The sequence below is a fragment of the Enterobacter sp. 04-C-12-SI-ECC genome (genome assembly GCF_047530715.1).
GTDB lineage: Bacteria > Pseudomonadota > Gammaproteobacteria > Enterobacterales > Enterobacteriaceae > Enterobacter > Enterobacter bugandensis.
The window spans coordinates 277,783-301,797 of the sequence record NZ_JBLKDI010000002.1 but is presented as its reverse complement, the minus strand read 5'-3'; the positions used below and the strand labels follow the sequence as shown (position 1 = coordinate 301,797).

Annotated in this window: 23 protein-coding genes; 13 read left to right on the top strand and 10 right to left on the bottom strand. The window is 55.8% G+C overall.

Annotated features, from left to right (window positions below; genetic code table 11):
* Positions 1-263: 263 nt before the first annotated feature.
* Entirely contained in the window at positions 264-1,091 is an 828-nt protein-coding gene (gene fghA / locus ACMWL8_RS04665) for an S-formylglutathione hydrolase (RefSeq protein ID WP_028013863.1), read from the bottom strand.
* Positions 1,092-1,229: 138 nt separating this feature from the next.
* Between fghA and ACMWL8_RS04660 the strand changes: the two genes are divergently transcribed.
* From ACMWL8_RS04660 to mglC, 7 genes are all read left to right on the top strand, one after another.
* Entirely contained in the window at positions 1,230-2,378 is a 1,149-nt protein-coding gene (locus ACMWL8_RS04660; protein WP_045259730.1) for a YbfB/YjiJ family MFS transporter, read from the top strand.
* A gap of 102 nt (positions 2,379-2,480) precedes the next feature.
* On the top strand, positions 2,481-3,149 hold the full coding sequence (folE, locus tag ACMWL8_RS04655) for a GTP cyclohydrolase I FolE (RefSeq protein ID WP_023330924.1): 669 nt from the start codon (positions 2,481-2,483) through the stop codon (positions 3,147-3,149).
* A gap of 18 nt (positions 3,150-3,167) precedes the next feature.
* A complete protein-coding gene (yeiB, locus tag ACMWL8_RS04650; RefSeq protein WP_045259731.1) occupies positions 3,168-4,325 on the top strand; it encodes a DUF418 domain-containing protein YeiB in 1,158 nt (385 codons plus the stop codon).
* 155 nt (positions 4,326-4,480) lie between these two features.
* Positions 4,481-5,503 (top strand): HTH-type transcriptional regulator GalS, encoded by a 1,023-nt coding sequence (gene galS, locus ACMWL8_RS04645; protein ID WP_045259732.1) that lies wholly within the window; start codon positions 4,481-4,483, stop codon positions 5,501-5,503.
* Positions 5,504-5,797: 294 nt separating this feature from the next.
* Positions 5,798-6,796, top strand: coding sequence for a galactose/glucose ABC transporter substrate-binding protein MglB (gene mglB, locus ACMWL8_RS04640; protein ID WP_008500923.1), 999 nt, complete (start codon positions 5,798-5,800; stop codon positions 6,794-6,796).
* Positions 6,797-6,875: 79 nt separating this feature from the next.
* Positions 6,876-8,396, top strand: coding sequence for a galactose/methyl galactoside ABC transporter ATP-binding protein MglA (gene mglA, locus ACMWL8_RS04635; protein WP_028013859.1), 1,521 nt, complete (start codon positions 6,876-6,878; stop codon positions 8,394-8,396).
* A gap of 15 nt (positions 8,397-8,411) precedes the next feature.
* Complete coding sequence (gene mglC, locus ACMWL8_RS04630; RefSeq protein ID WP_013097952.1) at positions 8,412-9,422, top strand: galactose/methyl galactoside ABC transporter permease MglC; 1,011 nt, start codon at positions 8,412-8,414, stop codon at positions 9,420-9,422.
* Positions 9,423-9,471: 49 nt separating this feature from the next.
* Here mglC and ACMWL8_RS04625 read toward each other — a convergent pair whose 3' ends face one another.
* From ACMWL8_RS04625 to ACMWL8_RS04600, 6 genes are all read right to left on the bottom strand, one after another.
* A complete protein-coding gene (locus ACMWL8_RS04625; protein ID WP_045259733.1) occupies positions 9,472-10,860 on the bottom strand; it encodes a glutamine synthetase family protein in 1,389 nt (462 codons plus the stop codon).
* A 121-nt stretch (positions 10,861-10,981) separates the two neighbouring features.
* Positions 10,982-11,701: an outer membrane permeability protein SanA gene (gene sanA, locus ACMWL8_RS04620; RefSeq protein ID WP_028013857.1), complete on the bottom strand. Its 720-nt coding sequence runs from the start codon at positions 11,699-11,701 to the stop codon at positions 10,982-10,984.
* Positions 11,702-11,827: 126 nt separating this feature from the next.
* Positions 11,828-12,712, bottom strand: coding sequence for a cytidine deaminase (gene cdd / locus ACMWL8_RS04615; protein ID WP_028013856.1), 885 nt, complete (start codon positions 12,710-12,712; stop codon positions 11,828-11,830).
* A 129-nt stretch (positions 12,713-12,841) separates the two neighbouring features.
* Entirely contained in the window at positions 12,842-13,537 is a 696-nt protein-coding gene (locus ACMWL8_RS04610; protein ID WP_041909023.1) for a CidB/LrgB family autolysis modulator, read from the bottom strand.
* Positions 13,534-13,929: a CidA/LrgA family protein gene (locus tag ACMWL8_RS04605; protein ID WP_045259734.1), complete on the bottom strand. Its 396-nt coding sequence runs from the start codon at positions 13,927-13,929 to the stop codon at positions 13,534-13,536. The genes ACMWL8_RS04610 and ACMWL8_RS04605 overlap by 4 nt, the downstream gene beginning before the upstream one ends.
* A gap of 190 nt (positions 13,930-14,119) precedes the next feature.
* Positions 14,120-14,824, bottom strand: coding sequence for a type 1 glutamine amidotransferase (locus ACMWL8_RS04600; RefSeq protein ID WP_028013853.1), 705 nt, complete (start codon positions 14,822-14,824; stop codon positions 14,120-14,122).
* A 59-nt stretch (positions 14,825-14,883) separates the two neighbouring features.
* On the opposite strand from ACMWL8_RS04600, the gene ACMWL8_RS04595 reads away from it, so the two are divergent.
* The 4 genes from ACMWL8_RS04595 (at position 14,884) to ACMWL8_RS04580 (ending at position 19,041) form a co-directional block, all read left to right on the top strand.
* Positions 14,884-15,681 carry an AraC family transcriptional regulator gene (locus ACMWL8_RS04595; RefSeq protein ID WP_045259735.1) on the top strand — a complete coding sequence of 266 codons (798 nt, stop codon included), beginning with the start codon at positions 14,884-14,886 and terminating at the stop codon, positions 15,679-15,681.
* 41 nt (positions 15,682-15,722) lie between these two features.
* Entirely contained in the window at positions 15,723-16,655 is a 933-nt protein-coding gene (gene dusC, locus ACMWL8_RS04590; RefSeq protein ID WP_028013851.1) for a tRNA dihydrouridine(16) synthase DusC, read from the top strand.
* 152 nt (positions 16,656-16,807) lie between these two features.
* Positions 16,808-18,226, top strand: a complete 1,419-nt coding sequence (gene mdtQ, locus ACMWL8_RS04585; RefSeq protein WP_045259736.1) for a multidrug resistance outer membrane protein MdtQ — start codon at positions 16,808-16,810, stop codon at positions 18,224-18,226.
* A 50-nt stretch (positions 18,227-18,276) separates the two neighbouring features.
* Positions 18,277-19,041, top strand: a complete 765-nt coding sequence (locus ACMWL8_RS04580; protein ID WP_052682933.1) for an SDR family oxidoreductase — start codon at positions 18,277-18,279, stop codon at positions 19,039-19,041.
* 55 nt (positions 19,042-19,096) lie between these two features.
* On the opposite strand, the gene ACMWL8_RS04575 is transcribed toward ACMWL8_RS04580, so the two are convergent.
* The gene (locus tag ACMWL8_RS04575; RefSeq protein WP_028013848.1) at positions 19,097-19,669 is read right to left on the bottom strand and encodes a DedA family protein; all 573 of its coding nucleotides are present in this window, start codon (positions 19,667-19,669) and stop codon (positions 19,097-19,099) included.
* A gap of 157 nt (positions 19,670-19,826) precedes the next feature.
* Here ACMWL8_RS04575 and ACMWL8_RS04570 point away from each other — a divergent pair, with 157 nt between their 5' ends.
* Together ACMWL8_RS04570 and pbpG are read left to right on the top strand one after the other, a co-directional pair.
* Positions 19,827-20,414 carry a Yip1 family protein gene (locus tag ACMWL8_RS04570; RefSeq protein ID WP_028013847.1) on the top strand — a complete coding sequence of 196 codons (588 nt, stop codon included), beginning with the start codon at positions 19,827-19,829 and terminating at the stop codon, positions 20,412-20,414.
* Positions 20,415-20,581: 167 nt separating this feature from the next.
* Positions 20,582-21,505 (top strand): D-alanyl-D-alanine endopeptidase, encoded by a 924-nt coding sequence (gene pbpG, locus ACMWL8_RS04565; protein ID WP_045259738.1) that lies wholly within the window; start codon positions 20,582-20,584, stop codon positions 21,503-21,505.
* A gap of 85 nt (positions 21,506-21,590) precedes the next feature.
* On the opposite strand, the gene ACMWL8_RS04560 is transcribed toward pbpG, so the two are convergent.
* Together ACMWL8_RS04560 and dld are read right to left on the bottom strand one after the other, a co-directional pair.
* Positions 21,591-22,145 (bottom strand): GNAT family N-acetyltransferase, encoded by a 555-nt coding sequence (locus tag ACMWL8_RS04560; protein WP_028013845.1) that lies wholly within the window; start codon positions 22,143-22,145, stop codon positions 21,591-21,593.
* Between the two features lie 112 nt (positions 22,146-22,257).
* The gene (gene dld, locus ACMWL8_RS04555) at positions 22,258-24,006 is read right to left on the bottom strand and encodes a D-lactate dehydrogenase (protein ID WP_241277002.1); all 1,749 of its coding nucleotides are present in this window, start codon (positions 24,004-24,006) and stop codon (positions 22,258-22,260) included.
* Positions 24,007-24,015: the final 9 nt, after the last annotated feature.

Sequence of the window (24,015 nt, the reverse complement as noted above, 5' to 3'; positions counted from 1 at the left end):
CATTCCGTATAAAAATGAATAAAACTCCATCGGGATAACCCTGAGAACTGTATGTTTTTGTCTTTTAAGAACTCTTTAAGATGGAGAAGAGCCTGGAATTGTACAAAAGAATGTAGAATTGTAAACACAAATGATAATTGAAATCATTTGTGTTTGAAGGAGGTGAAAGGAAACCAGCCTGGATTCAAGCGGATAGAACTATGTAAATGAGGGGGAGGGGAAATGCCCGGTATGCAGGAGGCTACCGGGCAAAAAGGCTGAACTTACCTGAACAGATGTTCCGCATGGAAGCGGAGATGATCTTCAATAAAGGACGCCATAAAGTAATAGCTGTGATCGTATCCCGCCTGAATGCGCAGCGTCAGCGGCCAGTCCTTCTGGCGCGCCGCTTCAGCCAGAACCGCAGGCTGTAACTGTCCGGCGAGGAACTGATCCGCATCACCCTGGTCGATAAGCATCGGAATCGCATCTTCCGTCCGGCTTGCCAGCATCAGCGCGCAGCTATCCCATTCCTGCCATTTCTCTTCATCTTTACCCAGATAGTTTGTGAAAGCTTTTTGTCCCCACGGCACCTGCGTTGGGTTCACAATCGGCGCGAACGCAGAGACGCTGGTGTATTTCCCCGGGTTTTTCAGCGCCATGATTAACGCCCCGTGCCCGCCCATGGAGTGGCCGCTGATGGCGCAGCGGTCGCTCACCGTAAATTCGGCCTTAATCAGCGCTGGCAGCTCGTCGCGAATGTAGTCATACATGCGGTAATGGCTCGCCCACGGCTGCTCGGTGGCGTTGAGATAAAATCCGGCACCTTTGCCCAGGTCGTACCCGGCATCGTCCGCCACATCATCGCCGCGCGGGCTGGTGTCGGGCATCACCAGCGCAATGCCCAGCTCGGCCGCAATACGCTGCGCGCCCGCTTTGGTGGTGAAGTTTTCGTCATTACACGTCAGGCCTGAAAGCCAGAACAGAACCGGCGGATTTTCCGTCGGGGGCAGGAAAATGCTGAACGTCATGGCGCAGTTCAGCGTGGTGGAGTCGTGCCGCCAGCGCTGCTGTCGACCTTCAAAACAACGGTGCTCTTCGAGCAGTTCCATGCAGGGCTCCTTAATGAGAATAGCTATTCATTAGAGCCATAATACAGCGTTTTCATTTACCTGTGAGCAACTTTCACTTTCGCGGAACGGCGAGATGCTGCATCATAAATTTACTTTTTTTTAACAATTGGAGCTGTCATGGCGCTGCGTATTGCGCTTAGTGGGTTTGTCGTTCTGGTGGTGGCGATGGGGATAGGGCGCTTCGCCTTTACGCCTCAGGTGCCGCTGATGATTGCCGCCGGGCAACTCACGCTCACCAGCGCAGGTCTGGTGGCGGCGATGAATTATCTGGGCTATCTGGTGGGCGCATGGGATGCCATGCGGGCGCACCGCTTTGTTGAAACGCGACTCTGGCTTGGCATCACCGGTGCGGTTGCGCTGACCTTGCTCTCCGCCGCCGCGGATAACGCCGTTGTGCACGGCCTGCTGCGCTTTGTGATTGGCTGCATGAGCGGCTGGTCAATGGTGCTGATTGCCGCCTGGAGCAACGAGCGGCTGGGGCAGTTGGGTAAACCGGGGCTCAGTGCCGCCGTGTTTGCCGGTCCTGGCGCGGGCATCGCCCTGAGCGGCCTGCTCGCGGTCTATATTCAGGCTAAATCCCTTTCGGCCGGTGCGGCGTGGCAAATCTACGGCGTGCTGGCGCTGGTATTGGTCGCGCTGGTGGCGCGCTATCTGCCGCGTTCCGGACAGCTTCATCGACCCGGCAGCGCGCCAGAGCCGCTGTTGCTGACGACGGATCTCAAGCGCCTGGTCTGGAGCTACAGCCTGGCGGGATTTGGCTATATCCTTCCGGCGACCTTCCTTTCGCAAATGGCGGCGGTGCGTTTTCCCGGCAGCCTGTTTGCCCAGTTTGTCTGGCCGATTTTTGGTGCCGCGGCCGTGGTGGGGATTGCGCTCAGCATTCTTTTGCGCCACACCTCAACGGCTAACCGCAGGCTGGCGATAGTGCTGTGGTTACAGGGGGCGGGCGTGCTGGCGGCCTGGCTGCTGCCGGGCATTGGCGGCTTGCTGACGGGCGGGCTGCTGGTCGGCGGCGGGTTCCTCTGCGCGGTGCAGCTCTCTCTTTTATACGGCCGCGAACTGGCACCGAACCACACGCGCTATATGGCGGGGCTGCTCACCACCGGGTATGCCATCGGGCAATTGGTGGGGCCGGTGACCTCGGCGTTATCAACCTGGCTAACCCACCGGCTGGAGCCTGCGCTGGGGCTGGCTGGCGTTGCGCTGTTTGTCGCAGGTGCCCTGGTCTGGAATCGCCACGCTGAAAGGCAACAGCAATTGCAATAATTATCGTCGTGAATACTGGATTATGTGCGTCGCCTCACGCACAATGAGCGCATACTTTTGCCACAACGAGGGCGAAAGACGCCACACCTGCAGGAGAACAAAATGTCATCACTCAGTAAAGAAGCTGCCCTGGTCCACGAAGCCCTGCTCGCGCGCGGTCTTGAAACGCCACTGCGTCCGCCCGTTCAGGATATGGACAATGAAACCCGTAAAAGTCTGATTTCCGGGCATATGACCGAGATCATGCAACTGCTGAATCTCGATCTGAGCGATGACAGCCTGATGGAGACGCCCAAGCGTATCGCGAAAATGTACGTTGACGAAATTTTCTCCGGACTGGATTACGCCAACTTCCCGAAAATTACCGTCATCGAAAACAAGATGAAGGTGGATGAGATGGTGACGGTACGAGATATCACCCTGACCAGCACCTGCGAGCACCATTTCGTGACCATCGACGGTAAAGCGACCGTGGCGTATATCCCGAAAGACACGGTGATTGGCCTGTCGAAGATCAACCGTATTGTGCAGTTCTTCGCACAGCGCCCTCAGGTGCAGGAGCGTCTGACGCAGCAGATCCTGATCGCGCTGCAAACGCTGCTGGGTACTAATAACGTGGCGGTCTCTATTGATGCGGTGCACTACTGCGTGAAAGCCCGCGGCGTGCGTGATGCGACCAGTGCGACCACCACCACCTCGCTGGGCGGCCTGTTTAAATCGAGCCAGAACACCCGCCAGGAGTTCCTGCGCGCCGTGCGTCACCACAACTAATCAGACAGGGCAGGGACCATGGAGCGAAACGTCACGCTCGATTTTGTTCGCGGCGTCGCCATTCTGGGTATCCTGCTGCTGAATATCAGCGCCTTCGGTCTGCCGAAGGCCGCTTACCTCAATCCCGCCTGGTACGGCGACATCACCCGAAGCGATGCCTGGACGTGGGCGATCCTCGACCTGTTTGCCCAGGTTAAATTCCTCACGCTGTTTGCGCTGCTGTTTGGCGCGGGCCTGCAGCTTCTGCTCAAACGCGGCACGCGCTGGATCCAGTCGCGCTTAACGCTACTGGCAATTCTCGGCTTTATCCACGGCCTGTTCTTCTGGGACGGTGATATTCTTCTCGCTTATGGGTTAGTCGGGCTGATCTGCTGGCGGCTGATTCGCGACGCGCACAGCGTGAAAAGCCTGTTTAACACCGGCGTGATGCTCTATCTCATGGGACTCGGCGTACTGCTTTTGCTGGGGCTGATCTCCGGTGACGCGACAAACCGTTCCTGGATCCCGGACGCCGCTAACCTCCAGTACGAGCAGTACTGGAAGCTGAAGGGCGGTACGGAAGCGATAAGCAACCGTGCGGATATGCTGGGCGACAATCTGCTTGCCCTGGGGGCGCAATACGGCTGGCAGCTGGCGGGCATGATGCTGATGGGCGCGTCACTGATGCGCACCGGCTGGCTGAAAGGGGAATTCAGCCTGCGGCACTACCGCCGCACCGGCGCGGGGCTGGTCCTGCTGGGCGTGCTGATTAACCTTCCGGCGGTGATGGCGCAGTGGCACCTTCACTGGGATTACCGCTGGTGCGCGTTCCTGCTGCAGGCGCCGCGTGAATTGAGCGCGCCGTTCCAGACCATCGGCTATGCGGCGCTGATCTATGGTTTCTGGCCGCAGCTTTCTCGCCTGTGGATCGTCAGCGCCGTAGCCTGCGTTGGGCGGATGGCGTTAAGTAATTACCTCCTGCAGACGCTGATCTGCACCACGATTTTCTATCGCTTTGGCCTGTTTATGAAATTCGACCGCCTCGGACTACTGGCGTTTGTTATTCCGGTCTGGATAGTAAACCTGGCGTTTTCTGTCATCTGGCTGCGTTATTTCCGCCAGGGACCGCTGGAGTGGGTGTGGCGTCAGTTAACCGCACATGCTTCGGGGGTATCATTGAGTAATACATCCAGATAACGATCTGGATCACAATCATTAACAAAACGGATGTAAGCGTTTTCATGAGTGTGAGCTTCTTCACGTAGTCCCCTTTCTCTCGCTGCCAAAATAGCCACCTTGCTAAACACAGGGGGTGTCTGTGAGTTGCTGCAATTCTTTGAAGGATGGTGAATATGATCACCATTCGTGACGTCGCCCGTCTGGCGGGCGTTTCTGTGGCTACCGTCTCCCGCGTGCTGAACAACAGCGCGCTGGTCAGCCCTGAAACCCGTGAAACCGTAATGAAAGCCGTGACCCAGCTCGGGTACCGGCCAAATGCCAACGCCCAGGCGCTGGCAACACAGGTCAGCGATACCATCGGCGTGGTGGTAATGGATGTCTCGGACGCCTTTTTCGGTGCGCTGGTCAAAGCGGTCGATGTGGTCGCCCAGCAGCATCAGAAATACGTGCTGATTGGCAACAGCTATCACGAGGCGGAAAAGGAGCGTTATGCCATTGAAGTGCTGATCCGCCAGCGCTGCAACGCCCTGATTGTTCACTCAAAAGCCTTAAGCGATGAAGAGCTGGTCGGGTTTATGGAGCAGATCCCGGGCATGGTGTTGATCAACCGCATCGTCCCGGGCTATGCCCACCGCTGTGTCGGGCTGGATAACGTCAGCGGCGCCATGATGGCCACCAAAATGCTCATCAATAACGGCCATCAGCGGATCGGCTATCTGGCATCCAGCCATCACATTGAAGATGACGAGCTGCGGCGTGAGGGGTGGCAAAACGCCCTGAAAGAGCACGGTATTACGCCATCAGAAAGCTGGATTGGCACCGGCACGCCGGATATGCAGGGCGGTGAGGCGGCAATGGTGGAACTGCTGGGCCGTAATCTGCAGCTTTCTGCGGTGTTTGCCTATAACGACAGCATGGCGGCAGGCGCGCTGACTGCGCTGAAGGATAACGGCATTGCGGTGCCACAGCATTTGTCATTGATTGGTTTCGATGATATTCCGATTGCCCGTTACACCGACCCGCAGCTGACTACGGTGCGCTATCCCATTGCTTCTATGGCAAAACTGGCGACCGAGCTGGCGCTACAGGGAGCGGCTGGGGTGCTGGATCCAGGGGCAACTCACTGCTTCATGCCGACGCTGGTGCGTCGTCATTCCGTCGCCGCCCGGCAAATTGTGGTTCCGATCACTAACTGATTACACCGGGTGATGTAACCGTTTTCAATCTGTGAGTAAATTCACAGTATCTTAACAAGGCGCTGACTATGATGTCAGCGTTTTAGGGGCTGAAACGCTATGTAACGGTGATTATTCGCTTTCACCATAGCCAATGTGCCGCAAACAACGAATAAAACGCATTTCTGGAGCGTTACCGACCACGGAAGATAGAAATTTTATAAGTGAACGTCGGCTGTCAGTAACGTTTTATTAACACCTGCCTGCCGATCGTTATTCACAAGAACTACCCTGCATAAAAAAACCGGAGATACCATGAATAAGAAGGTGTTGACCCTGTCTGCTGTAATGGCAAGCATGCTTTTTGGTGCAGCAGCGCACGCTGCGGATACCCGTATTGGTGTGACCATCTATAAATACGACGACAACTTCATGTCTGTTGTGCGTAAAGCAATTGAGAAAGATGCGAAAGCAGCGCCAGACGTACAGCTGCTGATGAATGACTCCCAGAACGACCAGTCCAAACAGAACGATCAGATCGACGTTCTGCTGGCTAAAGGCGTTAAGGCCCTGGCGATCAACCTGGTTGACCCGGCTGCAGCAGGCACGGTTATTGAGAAAGCGCGCGGCCAGAACGTGCCAATCGTCTTCTTCAACAAAGAACCTTCCCGTAAAGCGCTGGACAGCTATGACAAAGCGTATTACGTCGGTACTGACTCTAAAGAGTCCGGCATTATTCAGGGCGATCTGATCGCGAAGCACTGGGCGGCGAACCCGAACTGGGACCTGAACAAAGACGGTCAGATCCAGTTCGTGCTGCTGAAAGGCGAACCCGGCCACCCGGATGCTGAAGCGCGTACCACCTATGTTATCAAAGAGCTGAACGACAAGGGCCTGAAAACCCAGCAGCTGGCGTTAGATACCGCGATGTGGGACACCGCTCAGGCGAAAGATAAGATGGACGCGTGGCTGTCTGGCCCGAACGCGAACAAAATCGAAGTGGTCATTGCCAACAACGATGCGATGGCAATGGGTGCGGTTGAAGCGCTGAAAGCTCACAACAAATCGTCCATCCCGGTATTTGGCGTGGATGCCCTGCCGGAAGCGCTGGCGCTGGTTAAATCTGGCGCAATGGCTGGTACCGTTCTGAACGATGCCAACAACCAGGCGAAAGCGACCTTCGATCTGGCGAAAAACCTCGCCGACGGTAAAGGCGCGGCGGATGGCACCAACTGGAAAATTGACAACAAAATCGTTCGCGTGCCTTACGTGGGCGTAGACCAGTCCAACCTGGCTGAGTTTATCGGTAAATAAGATCTTTGTTTTGTCTTCACTGGGCGCAATTCGTTGCGCCCTTTTATAACGCGATATGCGAGGCCAACAAGGTATAATTATGGTCAGCACAACTACTCAGTCGTCCGGTGAATACTTGTTGGAAATGACAGGCGTCAACAAGTCCTTCCCCGGTGTTAAGGCACTCGATAATGTTAATTTAAAAGTCCGTCCTCACTCTATTCATGCATTAATGGGGGAGAACGGTGCGGGTAAATCAACGTTATTAAAATGTCTTTTTGGGATCTATCAAAAAGATTCTGGCAGCATTCTTTTTCAGGGGAAAGAGATCGATTTCCATTCAGCGAAAGAAGCGCTGGAAAACGGTATCTCGATGGTTCACCAGGAATTAAACCTGGTACTGCAACGCTCGGTAATGGATAACATGTGGTTGGGACGTTACCCAACCAAAGGTGTGTTTGTCGATCAGGATAAAATGTATCGCGACACCAAAGCGATTTTCGATGAGCTGGATATTGATATCGATCCGCGCGCCCGCGTGGGGACATTATCCGTTTCCCAGATGCAGATGATCGAAATTGCCAAAGCGTTCTCCTATGATGCGAAAATCGTCATCATGGATGAACCTACCTCGTCATTAACGGAAAAAGAGGTTAATCACCTTTTTACCATTATTCGTAAGCTGAAAGAACGCGGCTGCGGCATTGTGTACATCTCGCACAAAATGGAAGAGATCTTCCAGCTGTGCGATGAAATTACCATCCTGCGCGACGGCCAGTGGATTGCCACGCAGCCGCTTGAAGGGCTGGACATGGACAAGATCATCGCCATGATGGTCGGCCGTTCCCTGAACCAGCGCTTCCCGGACAAAGAGAACAAGCCAGGTGAAGTAATCCTGGAAGTGCGCAATCTGACCTCGCTGCGCCAGCCGTCCATCCGCGATGTTTCTTTCGACCTTCACAAAGGCGAAATTCTTGGCATTGCTGGCCTGGTAGGGGCAAAGCGTACCGACATCGTGGAAACCCTGTTTGGCATCCGCGAGAAGGCCGACGGCACCATCACGCTGCACGGGAAGAAAATTAACAACCATAATGCCAACGAAGCCATTAATAACGGTTTTGCGCTGGTGACGGAAGAACGTCGTTCGACCGGTATTTATGCTTATCTGGATATTAACTTTAACTCGTTAATCTCTAATATTCGCAATTACAAAAACAAAGTCGGGCTGCTGGATAACTCCCGCATGAAGAGCGATACCCAGTGGGTAATTGACTCCATGCGCGTGAAAACGCCAGGCCACCGTACCCAAATTGGTTCGCTTTCCGGTGGTAACCAGCAAAAAGTTATTATTGGCCGTTGGTTATTAACCCAGCCAGAAATTTTGATGCTGGATGAACCGACCCGCGGTATTGACGTCGGCGCGAAGTTTGAAATTTATCAGCTGATTGCCGAGCTGGCGAAAAAGAATAAAGGGATCATTATTATTTCTTCCGAAATGCCGGAACTGTTAGGGATCACGGACCGTATTCTGGTTATGAGCAATGGTCTCGTTGCCGGTATTGTTGACACCAAAACGACAACGCAAAACGAAATTTTGCGTCTTGCGTCTTTGCACCTTTAAGATCAGGGGCTCCTCATGAGTGCGTTAAATAAAAAAAGTTTTCTCACTTACCTGAAAGAAGGCGGTATTTACGTTGTTCTTTTAGTCCTGCTGGCCATTATTATTTTCCAGGACCCTACGTTCTTAAGCCTGCTGAACCTGAGTAATATTCTGACCCAGTCCTCCGTGCGTATCATCATTGCGCTGGGCGTGGCGGGCCTTATCGTCACCCAGGGAACGGATCTTTCTGCCGGTCGTCAGGTCGGCCTGGCGGCGGTTATTGCGGCAACCCTGCTGCAGTCGATGGAAAACGCCAACAAGGTGTTCCCGGAGATGGCGACCATGCCGATTTTCGTGGTGATCCTGATTGTCTGCGCCATCGGGGCGGTGATTGGCCTGATCAACGGTATTATCATCGCTTACCTGAACGTGACGCCATTTATCACTACGCTGGGTACGATGATCATCGTTTATGGTATCAACTCCCTGTACTACGACTTTGTGGGCGCGTCGCCGATTTCGGGCTTTGACAGCGGCTTCTCCACCTTCACGCAGGGGTTTATCGCGCTGGGCAGCTTCCGCCTGTCGTACATTACCTTCTATGCGCTGATTGCGGTGGCGTTCGTCTGGATCCTGTGGAACAAAACGCGCTTCGGTAAAAACATCTTCGCTATCGGTGGTAACCCGGAAGCGGCGAAAGTGTCCGGGGTAAACGTTGCCCTGAACCTGCTGATGATTTACGCGCTGTCCGGTGTGTTCTACGCCTTCGGCGGGATGCTGGAAGCAGGCCGTATCGGCTCCGCAACGAACAACCTTGGCTTCATGTACGAGCTGGATGCGATTGCGGCCTGCGTGGTCGGCGGCGTCTCCTTCAGCGGCGGGGTGGGGACCGTGCTCGGCGTGGTCACCGGTGTGATCATCTTTACCGTCATCAACTACGGGTTGACCTACATTGGCGTGAACCCGTACTGGCAGTACATCATCAAGGGCGCCATCATTATCTTCGCGGTGGCGCTGGATTCACTGAAGTACGCCCGTAAGAAGTAATCGTCACTCGCCATACCCGGCCCGCTCACCGAGCGGGCTTTTTTATGGCCTATGCCAGATGGGACTCTTCTTGCGTCACAATGCGCTCAAACCACTCGAGTTCAGAAAGCTTGCAGGCGACCCACTGTTCGGAAAAGGCGTCGCCCAGGCTGTCGGTGAGATACTGACAGCGGGCGAAGGCCTCAATTGCCTCCTGCTGGAACAGCGGGAGTTCCGGTTGGTCCTGCTGCGGTTCCGGGAGTTCCCCCTCGTCGATATGTTCCAGCCCGAACAGCATGCCGGTCAGGATTGTGGCCGCCACCAGATACGGATTCGCATCGGCTCCGGCCAGTCGGTACTCGATACGACGGTTGCTCTCTTCCGAGCAGGGAATGCGCAGGGCAGTGGAGCGGGTGTTATAGCCCCACGAGTTAAAGACGGGTTCCGTCAGGTTTTTTCGCAGGCGACGAAACGCGTTGACCCCCGGCGCAAGAATGGCGACGGAGGCGGGCATCAGTGCCAGCTGGCCCGCGATACACAAGCGCATCATGCTGCTCAGCGCGTTCACCGGCGAGGCAAAAACGTTCTCGCCACGGCTGTTGTTAAGGCTGAAATGGATGTGCAAACCGCTGCCGGAGAGCTGGCTGAAAGGCTTAGCCATAAAGTTAGCCTGAAGACCGTGCTTTTCAGCGACATAGCGGGTCAGGCGGCGCAGGGCCAGCACGTTATCACAGACCTCTACGACGCGCTGGCTGTGCTTCAGGTTTAATTCGTACTGTCCGGACTCGGCTTCCGCTACCACCCCTGACAGCGGGATGCGCTGAAGGTGCGCCAGCTGTTCCAGTTCGTCAAAAAGCGCCGCATGCGCCGACGAGGTGTCCATGTGAAAACAGCCCTGATTTTGCGGATCGCGCTCGCCCTGTCCCGTCAGGTAAAACTCGATTTCCGGGGCAATGACCGGGAAAAGGCCGTGCTGGTGGAAGCGGGCCACGACGTTCTGCAGTATCGCGCGTGGCTCAAGCGGGCAGGGGTTACCGTCGCTGTCCTTCATCGTCAGCAGGATCTGCGCGGTATGCTCCGGATCCTGCGGACAGGGACGCAGAGAACCGGCGACCGGGACGCACAGCCGGTCGGGTTCATCATAAAGCGGGGCGGCGATTTTTCCCTTCTGATCCATGGAGTAAACGGAAAGCGGAAAATAACAGCCTTTTTCCAGACTCAGCATGCTCTCCACCGTGAGGCGCTTGCCGCGCATCGTGCCGTTGATATCGTTCAGGTAAACGTCAACGTGTTTCGTCTGCGGGTAGCGTTCCAGATAGTCGGCCACTTCCACGGCAATATTGTGCTGCAGGGCGTCAATTTTTTCATCCAGCCAGAGACCAGAATTAAGTGCGCCGGGGAGTGATAAACCGGGGAAGTTAAAATACGGGCGAAGACTTTTGAGGAAAAACGCATTCATTATCGAGTTCATAGTCATTCTTCAATGAAGCCGTAGCGGCAGTGAACTCAGGTTAAAAGAGCTGGCGTAAAGGGGGGATAAAAAGCGTCAGTACCGGCGTAAAGAAAGTATAAAGGCAGGCCTATTTTTTCTCTTTTTTCTGCATATCCAGCAGCTGCTCTGGCGTCACCGCCGGGTAACCCTGCGCGTCTTCCGGCACTTCATGCATTGCCGGGATCGGCACCAGCGGGCCTAAAAAGCGCGGTTCGCGTTTGAAGATATAGAGATCGGCCAGGGCACCAAAGCGGGCACCAAACTCGCGGACGCGCACGCTCAGCATATCTTTTGGCGACGGCACCGCGTAGCACTGGGCCTGAATGCCCATGTGCAGGGCGATAAACAGCGCGCGCTCGCAGTGGAAGCGCTGGGTGATGATGATGAAGTCGTTGGTATCAAAGACTTTGCGCGTGCGCACGATGGAGTCGAGGGTGCGGAACCCGGCGTAATCGAGCACGATATCGGCAGGGTCCACGCCCGCGGCAATCAAATCCTTCCGCATCGTCACCGGCTCGTTATAGCTTTGCAGCGCGTTATCGCCGCTCAGCAGCAGGTAGTTTACCTTGCCGCTGTTGTAGGCGTTCAGCGCGCCCTGAATGCGGTAGCGATAATACTGGTTGATCACCCCTGTGCGGTAATACTTGGCGGTGCCGAGCACCACGCCCACCTGACGGTAGGGGAGATCCTGCAGGTCATCAAAGATGTAGGGGGCCGTTTTCCAGCTCATCCAACGGTCGAGACCCAGCACGATAAACAGCAGTATGCCGACCAGGACAGACAGGCTGTAAAAAACGCGCTTTAACATGAAGATGGCTCGTTCGTGGATGAAATTTAACTCAGGCTACTTTACCCGCCTGGTTAGCGCAAGAAACAGCGACTCAACTGAGGGGTTTTTCAGCAACGTGGCGGACATTTCTGTCCGCCGGAAGGTTTACGCCAGCAGGACGCGGTCGATCGTCGTGCAGCCTAACGCCTTGAGCGTTGCGGCGGTGGCATCCCACTGAATCAGCGGCGCATCGGCCTTTTCGGCCAGAACGGCACGCTGAATGTCCGGATAATCGTAGCCGTTCAGGCTCAGCAGGTTGAGTGCGCCCTGCAGCGGCGGCAGCGTTGGGTTAAACGCGGCGTTTTCCGCATAGCTGCCGGTGAAGATACGGCCATCGCGGCACTGCAGTGCCACGCCGCTCGGGGAGTTGCTGTACGGGGTGTGGCTCTTGTTCGCCGCGCGTATGGCCGCCTGGTTCAGGTCATCGCCGGACAGGGCGAAACCGTGATCCTGCTCGTCCATCAGCAGCGTTTTAATCTCAAGATCTTTCGGGCCGAAGGCGTCAGGCAGGTAATCGCCCAGCGTGTGCGGCGCGCGGCCCGGCAGGTTAATGCGCAGCTGCAGCCCGCTGTTCAGCTCGTTCATAAACTGGCGGCAGTGGCCGCATGGGGTGTAGTTTACGGTGATGGCGCTCAGGGCTTTCTCACCGCGCAGCCAGGCGTGGCTGATGGCGCTCTGCTCGGCGTGAACGGTCTGCTGCATGGTTGCGCCGAGAAACTCCATGTTCCCGCCGAAGTACCAGGTTCCGCTGACGCCGCGCGCGATGGCGCCGACGTTGAAGTGGGAAAGATCGGCCCGGGCGCAGGCGGCAGCCAGGGGCAGCAGTGCGAAAGCCAGCGCGTCTTCATCCAGCCCTGTTGCCTGTTTAAGCACCGTGACCTGCTCCGCCGTCAGCAGGGCGGGGAAATGTGCATCTGCCAGAACGGGAGCCAGGGCTGACTGCAAATTCTCTGCAAGCTGAGCGAAGGCAGCTTGAAAACGTGGGTGCATGGCGTTTGCCTCATAAAGGTTAATGGATCGGTAGTTTACGGAGCCGTAAGGCCTTTATATGTGATCCACTTCTCATTATGTATGCAACTTATGAAATCAAAATGAAATTTGCGCGACGCATCGCAAATTTTAGCCCATCACCGCCAGAATCAGCGGGAAAATGAACGGGGCGAGCAGGGAGGTGATAATCCCGCAGATCACCAGCGCAAGCGAGCTAAACGCCCCTTCCTGATAGTCCAGCTCCGCGCAGCGTGCGGTACCCAGCGCGTGCGAGGCGGTGCCCATCGACAGCCCGCGCGCTGCTTTGGTGTGAATACGCATCCCGTTCAGCAGAGTGTGGCCAAACACCGCGCCGAGAATACCGACGAAAATCACGCACATCGCGCTGATGGCTGGAATACCGCCGAGGCTGCCGCCTACCGCCATCGCGATAGGCGTGGTCACTGATTTAGGCAGGATAGAGGCGGCAATTTGCGGGGAGGCCCCCATCAACAGCGCCACCGACGTGCCGGTGATCATCGCCACCAGGCTTCCCACAAAACAGATGGTAATGATGGACTTCCACCGTGCGCGGATCTGGTGCAGCTGCTCATATAAAGGAAAGGCAAGCGCGACAACGGCGGGCTGCAGGAGGTCGTTTAAAATTTTGCTGCCTGCAAAGTAACGCTCATAAGGAATGCCGGTGAGCAGCAGGAAGGGAATAATCACCACCATCGCCACCAGCAGGGGGTTCAGCAAGGGCATTTTAAATCGTGCGGCAAGCTTGCGCGCGGCGAAGAATACCAGCAGGGTTAACGGCAGTGACCACCAGATATTAGCCATCATTTTTTTGTTTTCTCCCCGACCACGTTGCGTTCGCCATGTACCAGATGAGAACTCCAGCTCACCACCAGGAAAACCACCAGCGTACTGATCGCGCAGGAAACGACAATCGGGCCGAACTGCGCCTTGAGCAAATCAAAATACTGCATGACGCCCACGCCGATAGGCACGAAAAGCAGCGCCATATAGCGAATGAGGACGAAGCAGCCTGGATTGACCCACTTTGCAGGCAGAATTTGCAGCGCCAGTAAAACGAAGAGGATCAGCATACCGATAATGCTGCCGGGAATGGTGATGGGCAGCAGCGACGCGATGAAAATGCCGGCATACAGGCAGGCGTAAATCAGGACGAATGCGCGCAGATATTGCCAGATAATGTTCAATGATTTGCTCATGGTGATAGTCCTTGCTGAAACGCATTCATCATACAATTAAACCTAAAAATGTGCCACGGATCACATCATGAATTTTGAGCATACCAGACATTCCGGAATGGAACGTCCGGTATCACCTTACTGATGCAGGCTACAGTTTAGAGGAAAGGGATTGCGCTGGCGAAGTCACGCGCCAGAGAAGGCATCAGCGTCAGGCGGTCAGTTTATCGAGAAAAGAAAACAGCACCTGGTTCATTTCGCGATAATCATGCGAGCGGAGTTTTTCCGCCGTTTCGACAAAACGGAACTCACCCGCACGGCGGAGGTCATTCTGCGAATGCTCAATCAGCAACTCTACCACCTCCGGCGTCAGCTCCATATGGCACTGGAAACCGTAAACCCGTTCGCTGTATTGCACGATCTGGCGGGGACAGCCCTCGCTGTAAGCCAGAACCTTAGCCTGCGGCGTCAACCCAGGCATATCGTTATGCCAGTGACCGACGTTCAGCACGCTGCCAAAGTCCTCAAACAGCGGGTTCGCCTTGCCTGCATCTGTGAGCCTGACGGGAAATTTGCCGATCTCTTTTTCCGGGCTGTGGCAAAACGCTGCGCCCAGCGCTTCGCCGATAAGCTGTGAGCCCAGACAAACGCCTATCACCGTTTTACCTGCCTCTATCGCGCGGCTGATGAGTGCCTTTTCCGCCTGCGCATCAAACCAGGGGCATTCCTCAAGCGTGGTGGCGGGGGATTGCGGGCCTCCCATGATGATAAGCAGGTCTGTGCCCCCCAGTTCCTCAGGTAAAGGTTCGCCCTGATACACTCTGGTGTAGCTCAGACTGCAGCCGCGACTTTTCCCCCAGATTTCATAGGCGCCTGGCGCCTCGAAATGTTCATGAATAATAAAATGGATGTGCATTGCGTCTCTCTCTGGTTACGTGTACAAGCAGCATCATAAGAGGAAGGGGGGAATGTGAAATGCCAACCGTTATCGATAAAACGCCAATTCACGACGATGCTATCGGATGGTCAAGAGGGGCAATTCGCTATACGCGCGGCGAAGTCGATCCGCCTCACCAGCATTCGCAGGGACAACTTTTGTTTGCCATTAAGGGGGTTATGCTGGTTGAAACCGGCAGCAAACGCTGGGTCATACCGCCGCAGCGCGCGCTGTGGATCCCTCCCTTTCAGGAGCATACCTACAGCGTGTTATCCGCAACGGAGCTTCGCGCGGTCTGGTTTAGCCCGGCACTGATTTCGCAATGCGAACCTTTTAAGCGGAAAGACGAGGTTCACGTGATTATGGCCACAGCGTTGTTCAAAGAGCTGATTGCCGGGCTGTTCAGCGCGGAATACCGGCCGGCAAGCCAGCGCAGCATGGCCGTTTTGCTGCTTGACATCCTCAGCGAGACGCAGCAGATTTCTGCCGAACTGCCGATGCCCGTGGATGAGCGCTTACATCGCGTGGCCTGTGACATCATTGCCAACAATCTCTGGGATCTCTCTCTGGAAAGGCTGGCGGAACGGGCCGCGATGTCTGAACGCACATTTTCACGTGCGTTTATCAACGATACCGGCTTTAGCTTCCGGGCCTGGCGACAGCGCGCAAGGATTTGTGCCTCGCTGGATCTCCTCGCCAACGGATACCCGGTTAAGCAGGTGGCCTGGATGCTGGGGTTTTCCGGCCCGGCGGCATTTGCGGCGGCGTTTCGCGCTATTGTTGGGGCAACGCCGGGTGACTTTCTGCCTGAACAGAAGCGCTTCCCAGCGATATAGAGAGCGGCTACTATAGCGCGTCTTTTTTCACAGGTACTGCTATGCGTGTTTTACTGGCCCCAATGGAAGGCGTGCTCGACTCCCTCGTGCGCGAGCTTCTGACCGAGGTGAACGATTACGATCTCTGCGTGACGGAGTTCCTGCGCGTGGTCGATATGTTGCTGCCAGAAAAGTCATTCTATCGTCTCTGCCCTGAACTGCATCGCCAGAGTCGGACCCCTTCCGGTACGCTGGTGCGTATTCAGCTGCTCGGCCAGTATCCTGAATGGCTGGCGGAAAATGCCGCCCGCGCGGTAGCGCTTGGCTCTTACGGGGTGGATCTTAACTGCGGCTGTCCGTCGAAGCTGGTAAACGGCAGCGGCGGTGGAGCGACGTTGCTGAAAGATCCTGAGCTGATTTACCGCGGCGCGAAAGCCATGCGTGAGGCCGTGCCCTCGCATTTGCCGGTGACGGTTAAGGTGCGCCTGGGGTGGGACAGCGACGCCCGACAGTTTGAAATTGCCGATGCGGTGCAGCAGGCCGGGGCCACCGAGCTGGTGGTGCATGGCCGCACTAAAGAAGACGGCTACAAAGCCGAGCGCATTAACTGGCAGGCGATTGGTGAAATCCGCAAACGACTTACTATTCCGGTGATCGCCAACGGCGAAATCTGGGATTACGAGAGCGCGCAGGCGTGCCTGAAAGCCACCGGCTGCGATGCGGTGATGATTGGCCGCGGCGCGCTGAACGTGCCGAACCTCAGCCGGGTGGTGAAATATAACGAGCCGCGGATGCCGTGGGCAGACGTGGTGACGTTGCTGCAAAAATACAGCCGTCTGGAGAAGCAGGGCGACACCGGTTTGTATCACGTCGCGCGAATTAAACAGTGGCTGAGTTATTTACGTAAAGAGTACAGCGAAGCGCTGGGATTATTTCAGGAGATCCGCACGCTACAAACGTCGGCTGATATTGCGCGGGTTATACAGTCAAAATAAGCGGCAGTTATATTTAAAAATAAATAATTCACTCGGTGAATATTTTGCCGAGTATGTAAGTGTATGACAATTTGCGGATTGCCACGAGTTACTAAAAAATAGCGCGTCATCAAGCGTAAGTTGCGCCTTTATTTTTTTGAGTGCATGGCGTAATGAAACGTTTTCTTATTTTATCTCTGAGTGTTCCCCTTGTTTTTATGCTGGCTGCCTGCGCACCGGAACATTCCACGGTGTCGCCAATTCAAACGCAAACGACAGCCGCGTCCGTTAATACCCAACTTCGTCATGCGGACTGGCCGAAAAATGAATGGTGGAAAGAATATAACGACCCGCAGTTAAATTCGCTTATTGCCAAAGCCATAGCGGATGCGCCCGATATGCAAATTGCCCGGCAGCGCATTACGCTTGCCGAAGCGCAGGCCAGAGCCGCTATCGCAGCCGATGGCCCACAAATGGATTTTTCAGCGGATGTTGAACGGCAAAAAATGTCGGCAGAGGGGCTGATGGGGCCGTTTGCCCTTACCGACCCGGCGGCGGGCACCACCGGACCATGGTATACCAACGGCACCTTTGGCCTGACGGCGGGCTGGGATCTCGATCTATGGGGAAAAAACCGCGCCCGGATTGCAGCGCGTATCGGTAAAGTGAATGCGCAAAAAGCGGAGCTGGAGCAGACCCGCCAGCTGCTTTCAACCAGCGTCGCGCGCCTTTACTGGGCGTGGCAGACCCAGGCCGAAGCAGGAGAAGTTCTTACCCGGATTAAACAGGAGCAGGAAAATATTATCGACGCCGATCGCGAACTGTATCAGCACGGTATTACCTCCTCGGTGGAGGGCGTCGAAACCGATATACACGCCAGTAAGACTAATGAACAGCTGGCCGACGTAAAGGGGAAAATGAAGGCCATTGAAGCGCGTCTGGATGCGCTGACCGGCACCCCGGCGACACACCTTACGCGCCACCCGTTGCCTGCAGCAGAAGCCTCGCTACCGTCAACGCTCGGCTATGAACTGCTGGCACGCCGTCCGGATCTGCAGGAGGCGCATTGGTATATCGAAGCCTCCATGAGCGAGGTGGAAGCCGCCCGAGCGGCGTTCTATCCTGACGTGAACCTGATGGCGTTCTTACAGCAGGATGCCCTGCACCTGAGCGATCTGTTCCGCTCTTCAGCCCAGCAGATGGGCGTGACTGCCGGACTGACGCTGCCGATCTTCGACAGCGGCAGGCTGAACGCTAATCTGGATATCGCCCAGGCGCAGAATAACCTCTCGGTCGCGAACTACAACAAAGCGGTGGTGGAGGCGGTCAATCAGGTGGCGCGTACGGCAAGTGAAGTTGAAACCCTGACGGCAAAAAATCGTCACCAGCAGCAGATCGAAAAAGACGCGGCGCGCGTGGTGGCGCTGGCGCAGGCGCGTTTTAGCGCAGGTATTATTGCCGGTTCGCGGGTCAGCGAAGCCAGAATCCCGGCACTGAAAGAGCATCTCGAAGGCGTCATGTTGAAAGGCCAGTATCTCGACGCCACGCTGCAGCTGACGTCAGCGCTGGGCGGCGGCTATCATCATGGCTAAACAGGGCCATTATCTATACTTACCTCTTTGCAGTTTTTCAGGAGGTGAGTATGAACAGAGTAGCGATTGTAACCGCATCGGATTCAGGGATCGGTAAAACCACGGCGCTGATGCTGGCAGAGCGCGGGTTTGATATTGGCGTCACCTGGCATTCGGATGAAAAAGGGGCGCTGGAAACCTGCCGTGAAGTTGAAGCGCGTGGGCAGCGTGCAGAGGCTATCCATCTTGATTTAAGCACGCTCCCGGACGGCGCTGAAGCCATTGAAACGCTCATTGCACGTTTCGGCCGGCTGGACGTGCTGGTTAACAATGCCGGAGCGATGGCCAAAGCGCCATTTCTTGAGATGGCGTTTGACGACTGGCGGAACATTTTTACCGTCGACGTGGACGGCGCGTTTCTCTGCTCGCAGATTGCGGCACGGCAGATGGTGAAGCAGGGGGAAGGCGGGCGGATTGTGAACATCACCTCGGTGCATGAGCACACGCCGCTGCCTGATGCCAGCGCTTACACGGCTGCGAAACACGCGCTCGGCGGCTTAACCAAATCTATGGCGATGGAGCTGGTGAAGCACAAGATTCTGGTGAACGCCGTCGCGCCGGGGGCCATTGCCACGCCGATGAACGATATGGATGACAGCGAAGTGAAGGAAGGGTCAATGCCGGAAATCCCGCTGGCAAGGCCGGGCCACACCAAAGAAATCGCCAGCCTGGTGGCGTGGCTGTGTGACAGCGACGCCAGCTATACCACAGGGCAATCGTTTATCGTCGACGGGGGCTTTATGCTGGCGAACCCGCAGTTTAAGCCGGAAGGGTAACAGGTTTCCCTCAACGTACCCCTCTCCCCAAAGGGGTGAGGGGCACCAGGCTGACTCACTCCTCATCCCGCTTCTTCTCTCTGTGCCGCATCCACAGCCTGACCCCAATCACCGCCACAACCACCAGAATCAACCACGCCCAGTGCTTCAGGTGTTGGTCAAGGTTATGCAGCCACGGGCCAATCACCTCACCACCCACGTAACCAAGCGTCGTGAAGATCAGCGCCCAGGCTATCGCGCCAACAATATTCAGCGGCAGGAAAATTTTTGGCGGCAGGCGGCTGGCACCAATCAGTATCGGCCCGATAATCCTGAAGCCGTACATAAAGCGGGTGCCTATGACGAACAGATAAGGGTGACGCTGGATCAGGCGCTGCGCGCGGTTGATTTTCTTTTTGTGTTTAACGAAACGCTTGAGCAGCGTCGGGCCAAAGCGTAGCCCCAGGAAGTAGAGCAGCTGATCGCCAATCATGCCGCCCAGCGCGACCGCAGCGACGACCAGCGGAAACTTCAGTAAGCCCTGATGCGCGGCGACGCCGCCCAGCAGCGTGATGGTTTCACCTTCCGCCACGCTGCCGATGACCAGCGCGGCATATCCATATTGTTCAATGAGTGCGTTAATATCCATTACGTAACGGTTATCTCCCTCTGCGTACCTCGTTTAATCATATACCTCATGAATCAACCGCGCGGCAATCAACGGAAATTTCCCACTGTACATAAAATAATCTAAAGCCTGCATTATACTTAAGGTATCGCTGACGGGCCGACAACAAGGGGGCGCTATGAACCATGTCTGGGGACTTTTCTCCCATCCCGATCGTGAAATGCATGTCATCAAAAGTGAGAACGAAACGGTCTCGCATCATTACACCCACCATGTGCTGCTGATGGCCGCGGTGCCGGTAATATGCGCGTTTATTGGCACAACACAAATCGGCTGGAACTTCGGTGACGGTACCGTGGTTCAGCTCTCCTGGTTTACCGGGCTTTATCTGGCCATTCTCTTTTATGGCCTGATGCTGGCAGGGGTGGCGGTCATGGGGCGCGTCATTCACTGGATGGCGCGTAACTACCCACAGCGCCCATCGTTGGCACACTGTATGGTCTTCGCCGGATACGTCGCGACCCCGCTGTTCTTAAGCGGTATTGTTGCGCTCTATCCACTGGTCTGGCTGTGCGCGCTGATCGGTACTGTTGCGCTCTTTTACACCGGTTATCTGCTGTATCTGGGCGTTCCAACCTTCCTGAATATCAATAAAGAAGAGGGCCTGAGCTTCTCCGGCTCCACGCTTGCCATCGGGGTGCTGGTACTGGAGGTGTTACTGGCACTGACGGTTATTCTCTGGGGTTATGGATACCGTCTCTTCTAAGCTCACTGCATTGCTGGCGTAAATGCCAGCAATGCAGCATCTGTTCACGATTATCCGCTGGCGACAAAGCACGGTGACCGCTATGATGCCGAAGCCAGCCTGTGTTTATCAGTCGACGCAGGCGGTGTACGTCATTACGTGCGTGAATAATTATCAGAAGTCTCACCATGCTGAAATTTCGTGTCTCCTTACTTAGCCTGGCGCTGCTGCTGGGCGCGTCCGCTGCCGTGCCAGCCGTCGCCAAAACGCCCGCGGTGACCACCGCTGCTGCCCAGCCGCAAATTGCGTCCGGCAGCGCGATGATTGTTGATCTCAACACCAATAAGGTGATTTACGCCAGCCACCCGGACCTGGTGCGCCCAATCGCCTCAATAACCAAATTAATGACCGCGATGGTGGTGCTTGATGCTCGCCTGCCGCTGGACGAAAAGCTGAAAGTGGATATCAGCCACACGCCGGAGATGAAAGGGATCTACTCTCGCGTGCGCCTGAACAGTGAAATCAGCCGTAAAAATATGCTGCTGCTGGCGCTGATGTCGTCCGAAAACCGTGCGGCGGCAAGTCTGGCGCACCACTATCCTGGCGGTTACGATGCCTTTATCCACGCGATGAACGCCAAAGCCAAAGCGCTGGGGATGAGCAATACTCATTTTGTTGAACCGACGGGTCTGTCGATTAACAACGTCTCCACGGCCCGCGATCTGACGAAACTGCTGATTGCCAGCAAGCAGTACCCGCTGCTCGGCCAGCTCAGCACCACGCGTGAGGACATGGCGACATTCTCGAATCCGTCTTACACACTGCCGTTTCGCAACACGAACCATCTGGTGTACCGCGAGAACTGGAATATTCAGTTAACCAAAACCGGGTTTACCAATGCGGCAGGCCACTGCCTGGTGATGCGCACCGTGTTTAACGGTAAGCCGGTGGCGCTGGTGGTGATGGATGCCTTCGGGAAATATACCCACTTCGCGGATGCGAGCCGCCTGCGGACCTGGATTGAGACCGGGAAAGTGCAGCCCGTTCCGGCTGCGGCATTGACCTATAAAAAGCAGAAAGCGGAGCAGATGGCGACGGCGCAAAACGATTAGGTAAAAGCAAAACGGTAACATGCGTTACCGTTTTTTATGTTTTCTCCCTCTCCCTGTGGGTGAGGGCACCAGACCGCACTTGCGTTTATTCCGGCAGCGTCCAGTCACCGTCATTGAGCGGGCGCTGCATTATCACCGTATCCCGCCAGTCGCCTTTCTTATACCCCACGCTGCGAAGCTGACCGACAATCTCAAAGCCGTGTTTTTTATGCAGCCGTAACGAGCCGGAATTATTATTGCCATCGCCCACAACGGCAATCATCTGCCGCCACGGGCCCTGCTCGCAGCGCGCGATCAGCGCGTTCATTAATGCGGTGCCAAAACCGCGTCCGGTGATGCTGGCATCCACGTAAATCGACTCTTCCAGAGTATAGCGATAGGCCTGACGCGGTCGGTAAGGGGTGGCGTAACAATAGCCCACCACGATGCCGCGATAGAGCGCGATGAGCCACGGTAAACCGTTCTCGGCCACGCTTTTCATGCGCTGACGCATTTCGTCGATGGTGGGGGGGACTTCTTCGAATGACGCGCGTCCGTGAAGCACATGCCAGGCATAGATGGCGGCGATGGCATGCACATCATCGGGAAGGGCGTCGCGCACTTCCAGTTCGGTTTCGGATAAAACATCAACAGCCGACATGATGCGCCTGCTCCTCGTTATAGAATGCCGGAGAAACATTTCTCCGGCGACAGACCGCTACTCTATTACGATTAAGGCGCGCTAAACAATCTCTCAAATTTGGCTGTAGGGTTTAATCAGACGCTTGCGTTATGCGCTGCTCCGTGTCTGCACTCTCTTTCCAGTATTTCTTCCGCGTTGTTTTCCCGATTCCGGGGTTCATGCTGTTTGTAGGGTCATTCTCGCGATAAAACTGCTTAAGGGCGTCAGGGGCTTTATAAAGATGCCCGACGTTATGTTCCGCAGGATATTGTGCGCCACGCTCGCGCAGCAGGGCGAGCATCTGCTCTTTCAGTTCGTGAGCATCTACCCCTTTTTTGACGATATAATCCTGATGGAAGACGTAGCACATAAAGTGGCCGTAATAGAGCTTATGCACCAGCTTGCTGTCGATTTCCGGCGGTAGATGCTCAAACCATTCGGTGTCGTTGCGTCGCAGGGCGATATCCAGCGCCAGAATATCTTCCACTTCTTCGGAATGCACCGCCTGGTAACGGATAGCGGCACCCGCCGCGGCGAAGCGATGCAGGAAGGCTTTGCTGCCTTCTTCCGGCGTGCAGGCAAAGAAATCACCCTCAGCCGTCCTGAAGAACTCGGTCAGCCAGCTCTGCGCTTCGGCGATCCCGTCCCCGGCCATTTTCAGCAGCAGGTGATGTTCGTACTTATCACGCCAGGTTTTCATTCGCTCTGGCAGATGCGCAGGGAAAACGTTGCCCAGCTTCTGCATAAAGCGGTCGGTAAAGTGGGGCTTGAACAGCGGCACTTTCTCCAGCATCGCGTCGGTGCGGCCCTTCATGGTGAAGAAGAACGGCATTTTGTCGGTGCCAAGCTTATCGATCATCAGGAAAGTGTCTTTCCCGTAGCGCTCCGCGATGTCGTAAATATCCCGATGCATGTACTCGCCCGCCACCGGCAGGTGGGTGAATTCGCCCAGAATATGGCGACGAATTTCAGTCAGGACCTCAGGCTGATTGGTGCCGATGTAAAATACCTGCTGCTTTTTCTCTGCCGGGAAGGTGTCGAGACGCACCGCAAAAACGGCCAGCTTGCCCGCGCAGCCGGACGATTCAAACAGGCGATCCGGATCGGCGTTGTAGCGCGCCGGGGTATCGGCCTCGATATCGCGCACGCGGGTGATGTAATCGTGGTCGTGCGCGTGGCGACCATCGTGCTGCACGTCTTCGTCCCTCACGCGGTCGTCGTCGAGCTTGCTGAGGATCTGTTCCGGCGTTACGCCCAGATCGATGCCCAGGTGGTTCACCAGCGTCAGCTTGCCGTTTTCATCAATGCGGGCAAAAAGTGACATTTCGGTGTAGGCCGGACCGCGCTGGACCAGCGAACCGCCGGAGTTATTGCAGATCCCACCGACCACCGAGGCGCCAATGCAGGAGGAGCCGATCACCGAGTGCGGCTCGCGGCCCAGCGGCTTAAGTGCTTTTTCCAGCGAGTAGAGCGTGGTGCCCGGGAACGCGAGCACCTGCTCGCCTTTGTCCAGCAGGTGCAGCTTGTCGAGGCGCAGGGTGCTGATAATCACGATATCGCGATCGTAATCGTTGCCGTTCGGCGTGGAACCTTCGGTCAGGCCGGTGTTGGCCGCCTGCATTAAAATAATTTTGTCCGCCGCAACGCAGGCGCTCAGTACGCGCCACAGCTCCAGCAGCGTGCCGGGGAAAACCACCGCCAGCGCGTCGCCCTGGCCGGAGCGGAAACCCTTACGGTAGCGGGCGGTTTTGGCCGGGTCGGTAAGCAGGTGAGAGGAGCCAACCAGGCGCGACAGTTCGTTAATAAATGTTTTGTTATCGTCAGTTCGAACAGAAGTCATCTTCCACTC

Coding starts and splice junctions, on each gene's coding strand:
- fghA (WP_028013863.1), bottom strand. CDS start 1,091: ATGGAACTGCTCGAAGAGCACCGTTGTTTTGAAGGTCGACAGCAGCGC.
- ACMWL8_RS04660 (WP_045259730.1), top strand. CDS start 1,230: ATGGCGCTGCGTATTGCGCTTAGTGGGTTTGTCGTTCTGGTGGTGGCG.
- folE (WP_023330924.1), top strand. CDS start 2,481: ATGTCATCACTCAGTAAAGAAGCTGCCCTGGTCCACGAAGCCCTGCTC.
- yeiB (WP_045259731.1), top strand. CDS start 3,168: ATGGAGCGAAACGTCACGCTCGATTTTGTTCGCGGCGTCGCCATTCTG.
- galS (WP_045259732.1), top strand. CDS start 4,481: ATGATCACCATTCGTGACGTCGCCCGTCTGGCGGGCGTTTCTGTGGCT.
- mglB (WP_008500923.1), top strand. CDS start 5,798: ATGAATAAGAAGGTGTTGACCCTGTCTGCTGTAATGGCAAGCATGCTT.
- mglA (WP_028013859.1), top strand. CDS start 6,876: ATGGTCAGCACAACTACTCAGTCGTCCGGTGAATACTTGTTGGAAATG.
- mglC (WP_013097952.1), top strand. CDS start 8,412: ATGAGTGCGTTAAATAAAAAAAGTTTTCTCACTTACCTGAAAGAAGGC.
- ACMWL8_RS04625 (WP_045259733.1), bottom strand. CDS start 10,860: ATGAATGCGTTTTTCCTCAAAAGTCTTCGCCCGTATTTTAACTTCCCC.
- sanA (WP_028013857.1), bottom strand. CDS start 11,701: ATGTTAAAGCGCGTTTTTTACAGCCTGTCTGTCCTGGTCGGCATACTG.
- cdd (WP_028013856.1), bottom strand. CDS start 12,712: ATGCACCCACGTTTTCAAGCTGCCTTCGCTCAGCTTGCAGAGAATTTG.
- ACMWL8_RS04610 (WP_041909023.1), bottom strand. CDS start 13,537: ATGATGGCTAATATCTGGTGGTCACTGCCGTTAACCCTGCTGGTATTC.
- ACMWL8_RS04605 (WP_045259734.1), bottom strand. CDS start 13,929: ATGAGCAAATCATTGAACATTATCTGGCAATATCTGCGCGCATTCGTC.
- ACMWL8_RS04600 (WP_028013853.1), bottom strand. CDS start 14,824: ATGCACATCCATTTTATTATTCATGAACATTTCGAGGCGCCAGGCGCC.
- ACMWL8_RS04595 (WP_045259735.1), top strand. CDS start 14,884: ATGCCAACCGTTATCGATAAAACGCCAATTCACGACGATGCTATCGGA.
- dusC (WP_028013851.1), top strand. CDS start 15,723: ATGCGTGTTTTACTGGCCCCAATGGAAGGCGTGCTCGACTCCCTCGTG.
- mdtQ (WP_045259736.1), top strand. CDS start 16,808: ATGAAACGTTTTCTTATTTTATCTCTGAGTGTTCCCCTTGTTTTTATG.
- ACMWL8_RS04580 (WP_052682933.1), top strand. CDS start 18,277: ATGAACAGAGTAGCGATTGTAACCGCATCGGATTCAGGGATCGGTAAA.
- ACMWL8_RS04575 (WP_028013848.1), bottom strand. CDS start 19,669: ATGGATATTAACGCACTCATTGAACAATATGGATATGCCGCGCTGGTC.
- ACMWL8_RS04570 (WP_028013847.1), top strand. CDS start 19,827: ATGAACCATGTCTGGGGACTTTTCTCCCATCCCGATCGTGAAATGCAT.
- pbpG (WP_045259738.1), top strand. CDS start 20,582: ATGCTGAAATTTCGTGTCTCCTTACTTAGCCTGGCGCTGCTGCTGGGC.
- ACMWL8_RS04560 (WP_028013845.1), bottom strand. CDS start 22,145: ATGTCGGCTGTTGATGTTTTATCCGAAACCGAACTGGAAGTGCGCGAC.
- dld (WP_241277002.1), bottom strand. CDS start 24,006: ATGACTTCTGTTCGAACTGACGATAACAAAACATTTATTAACGAACTG.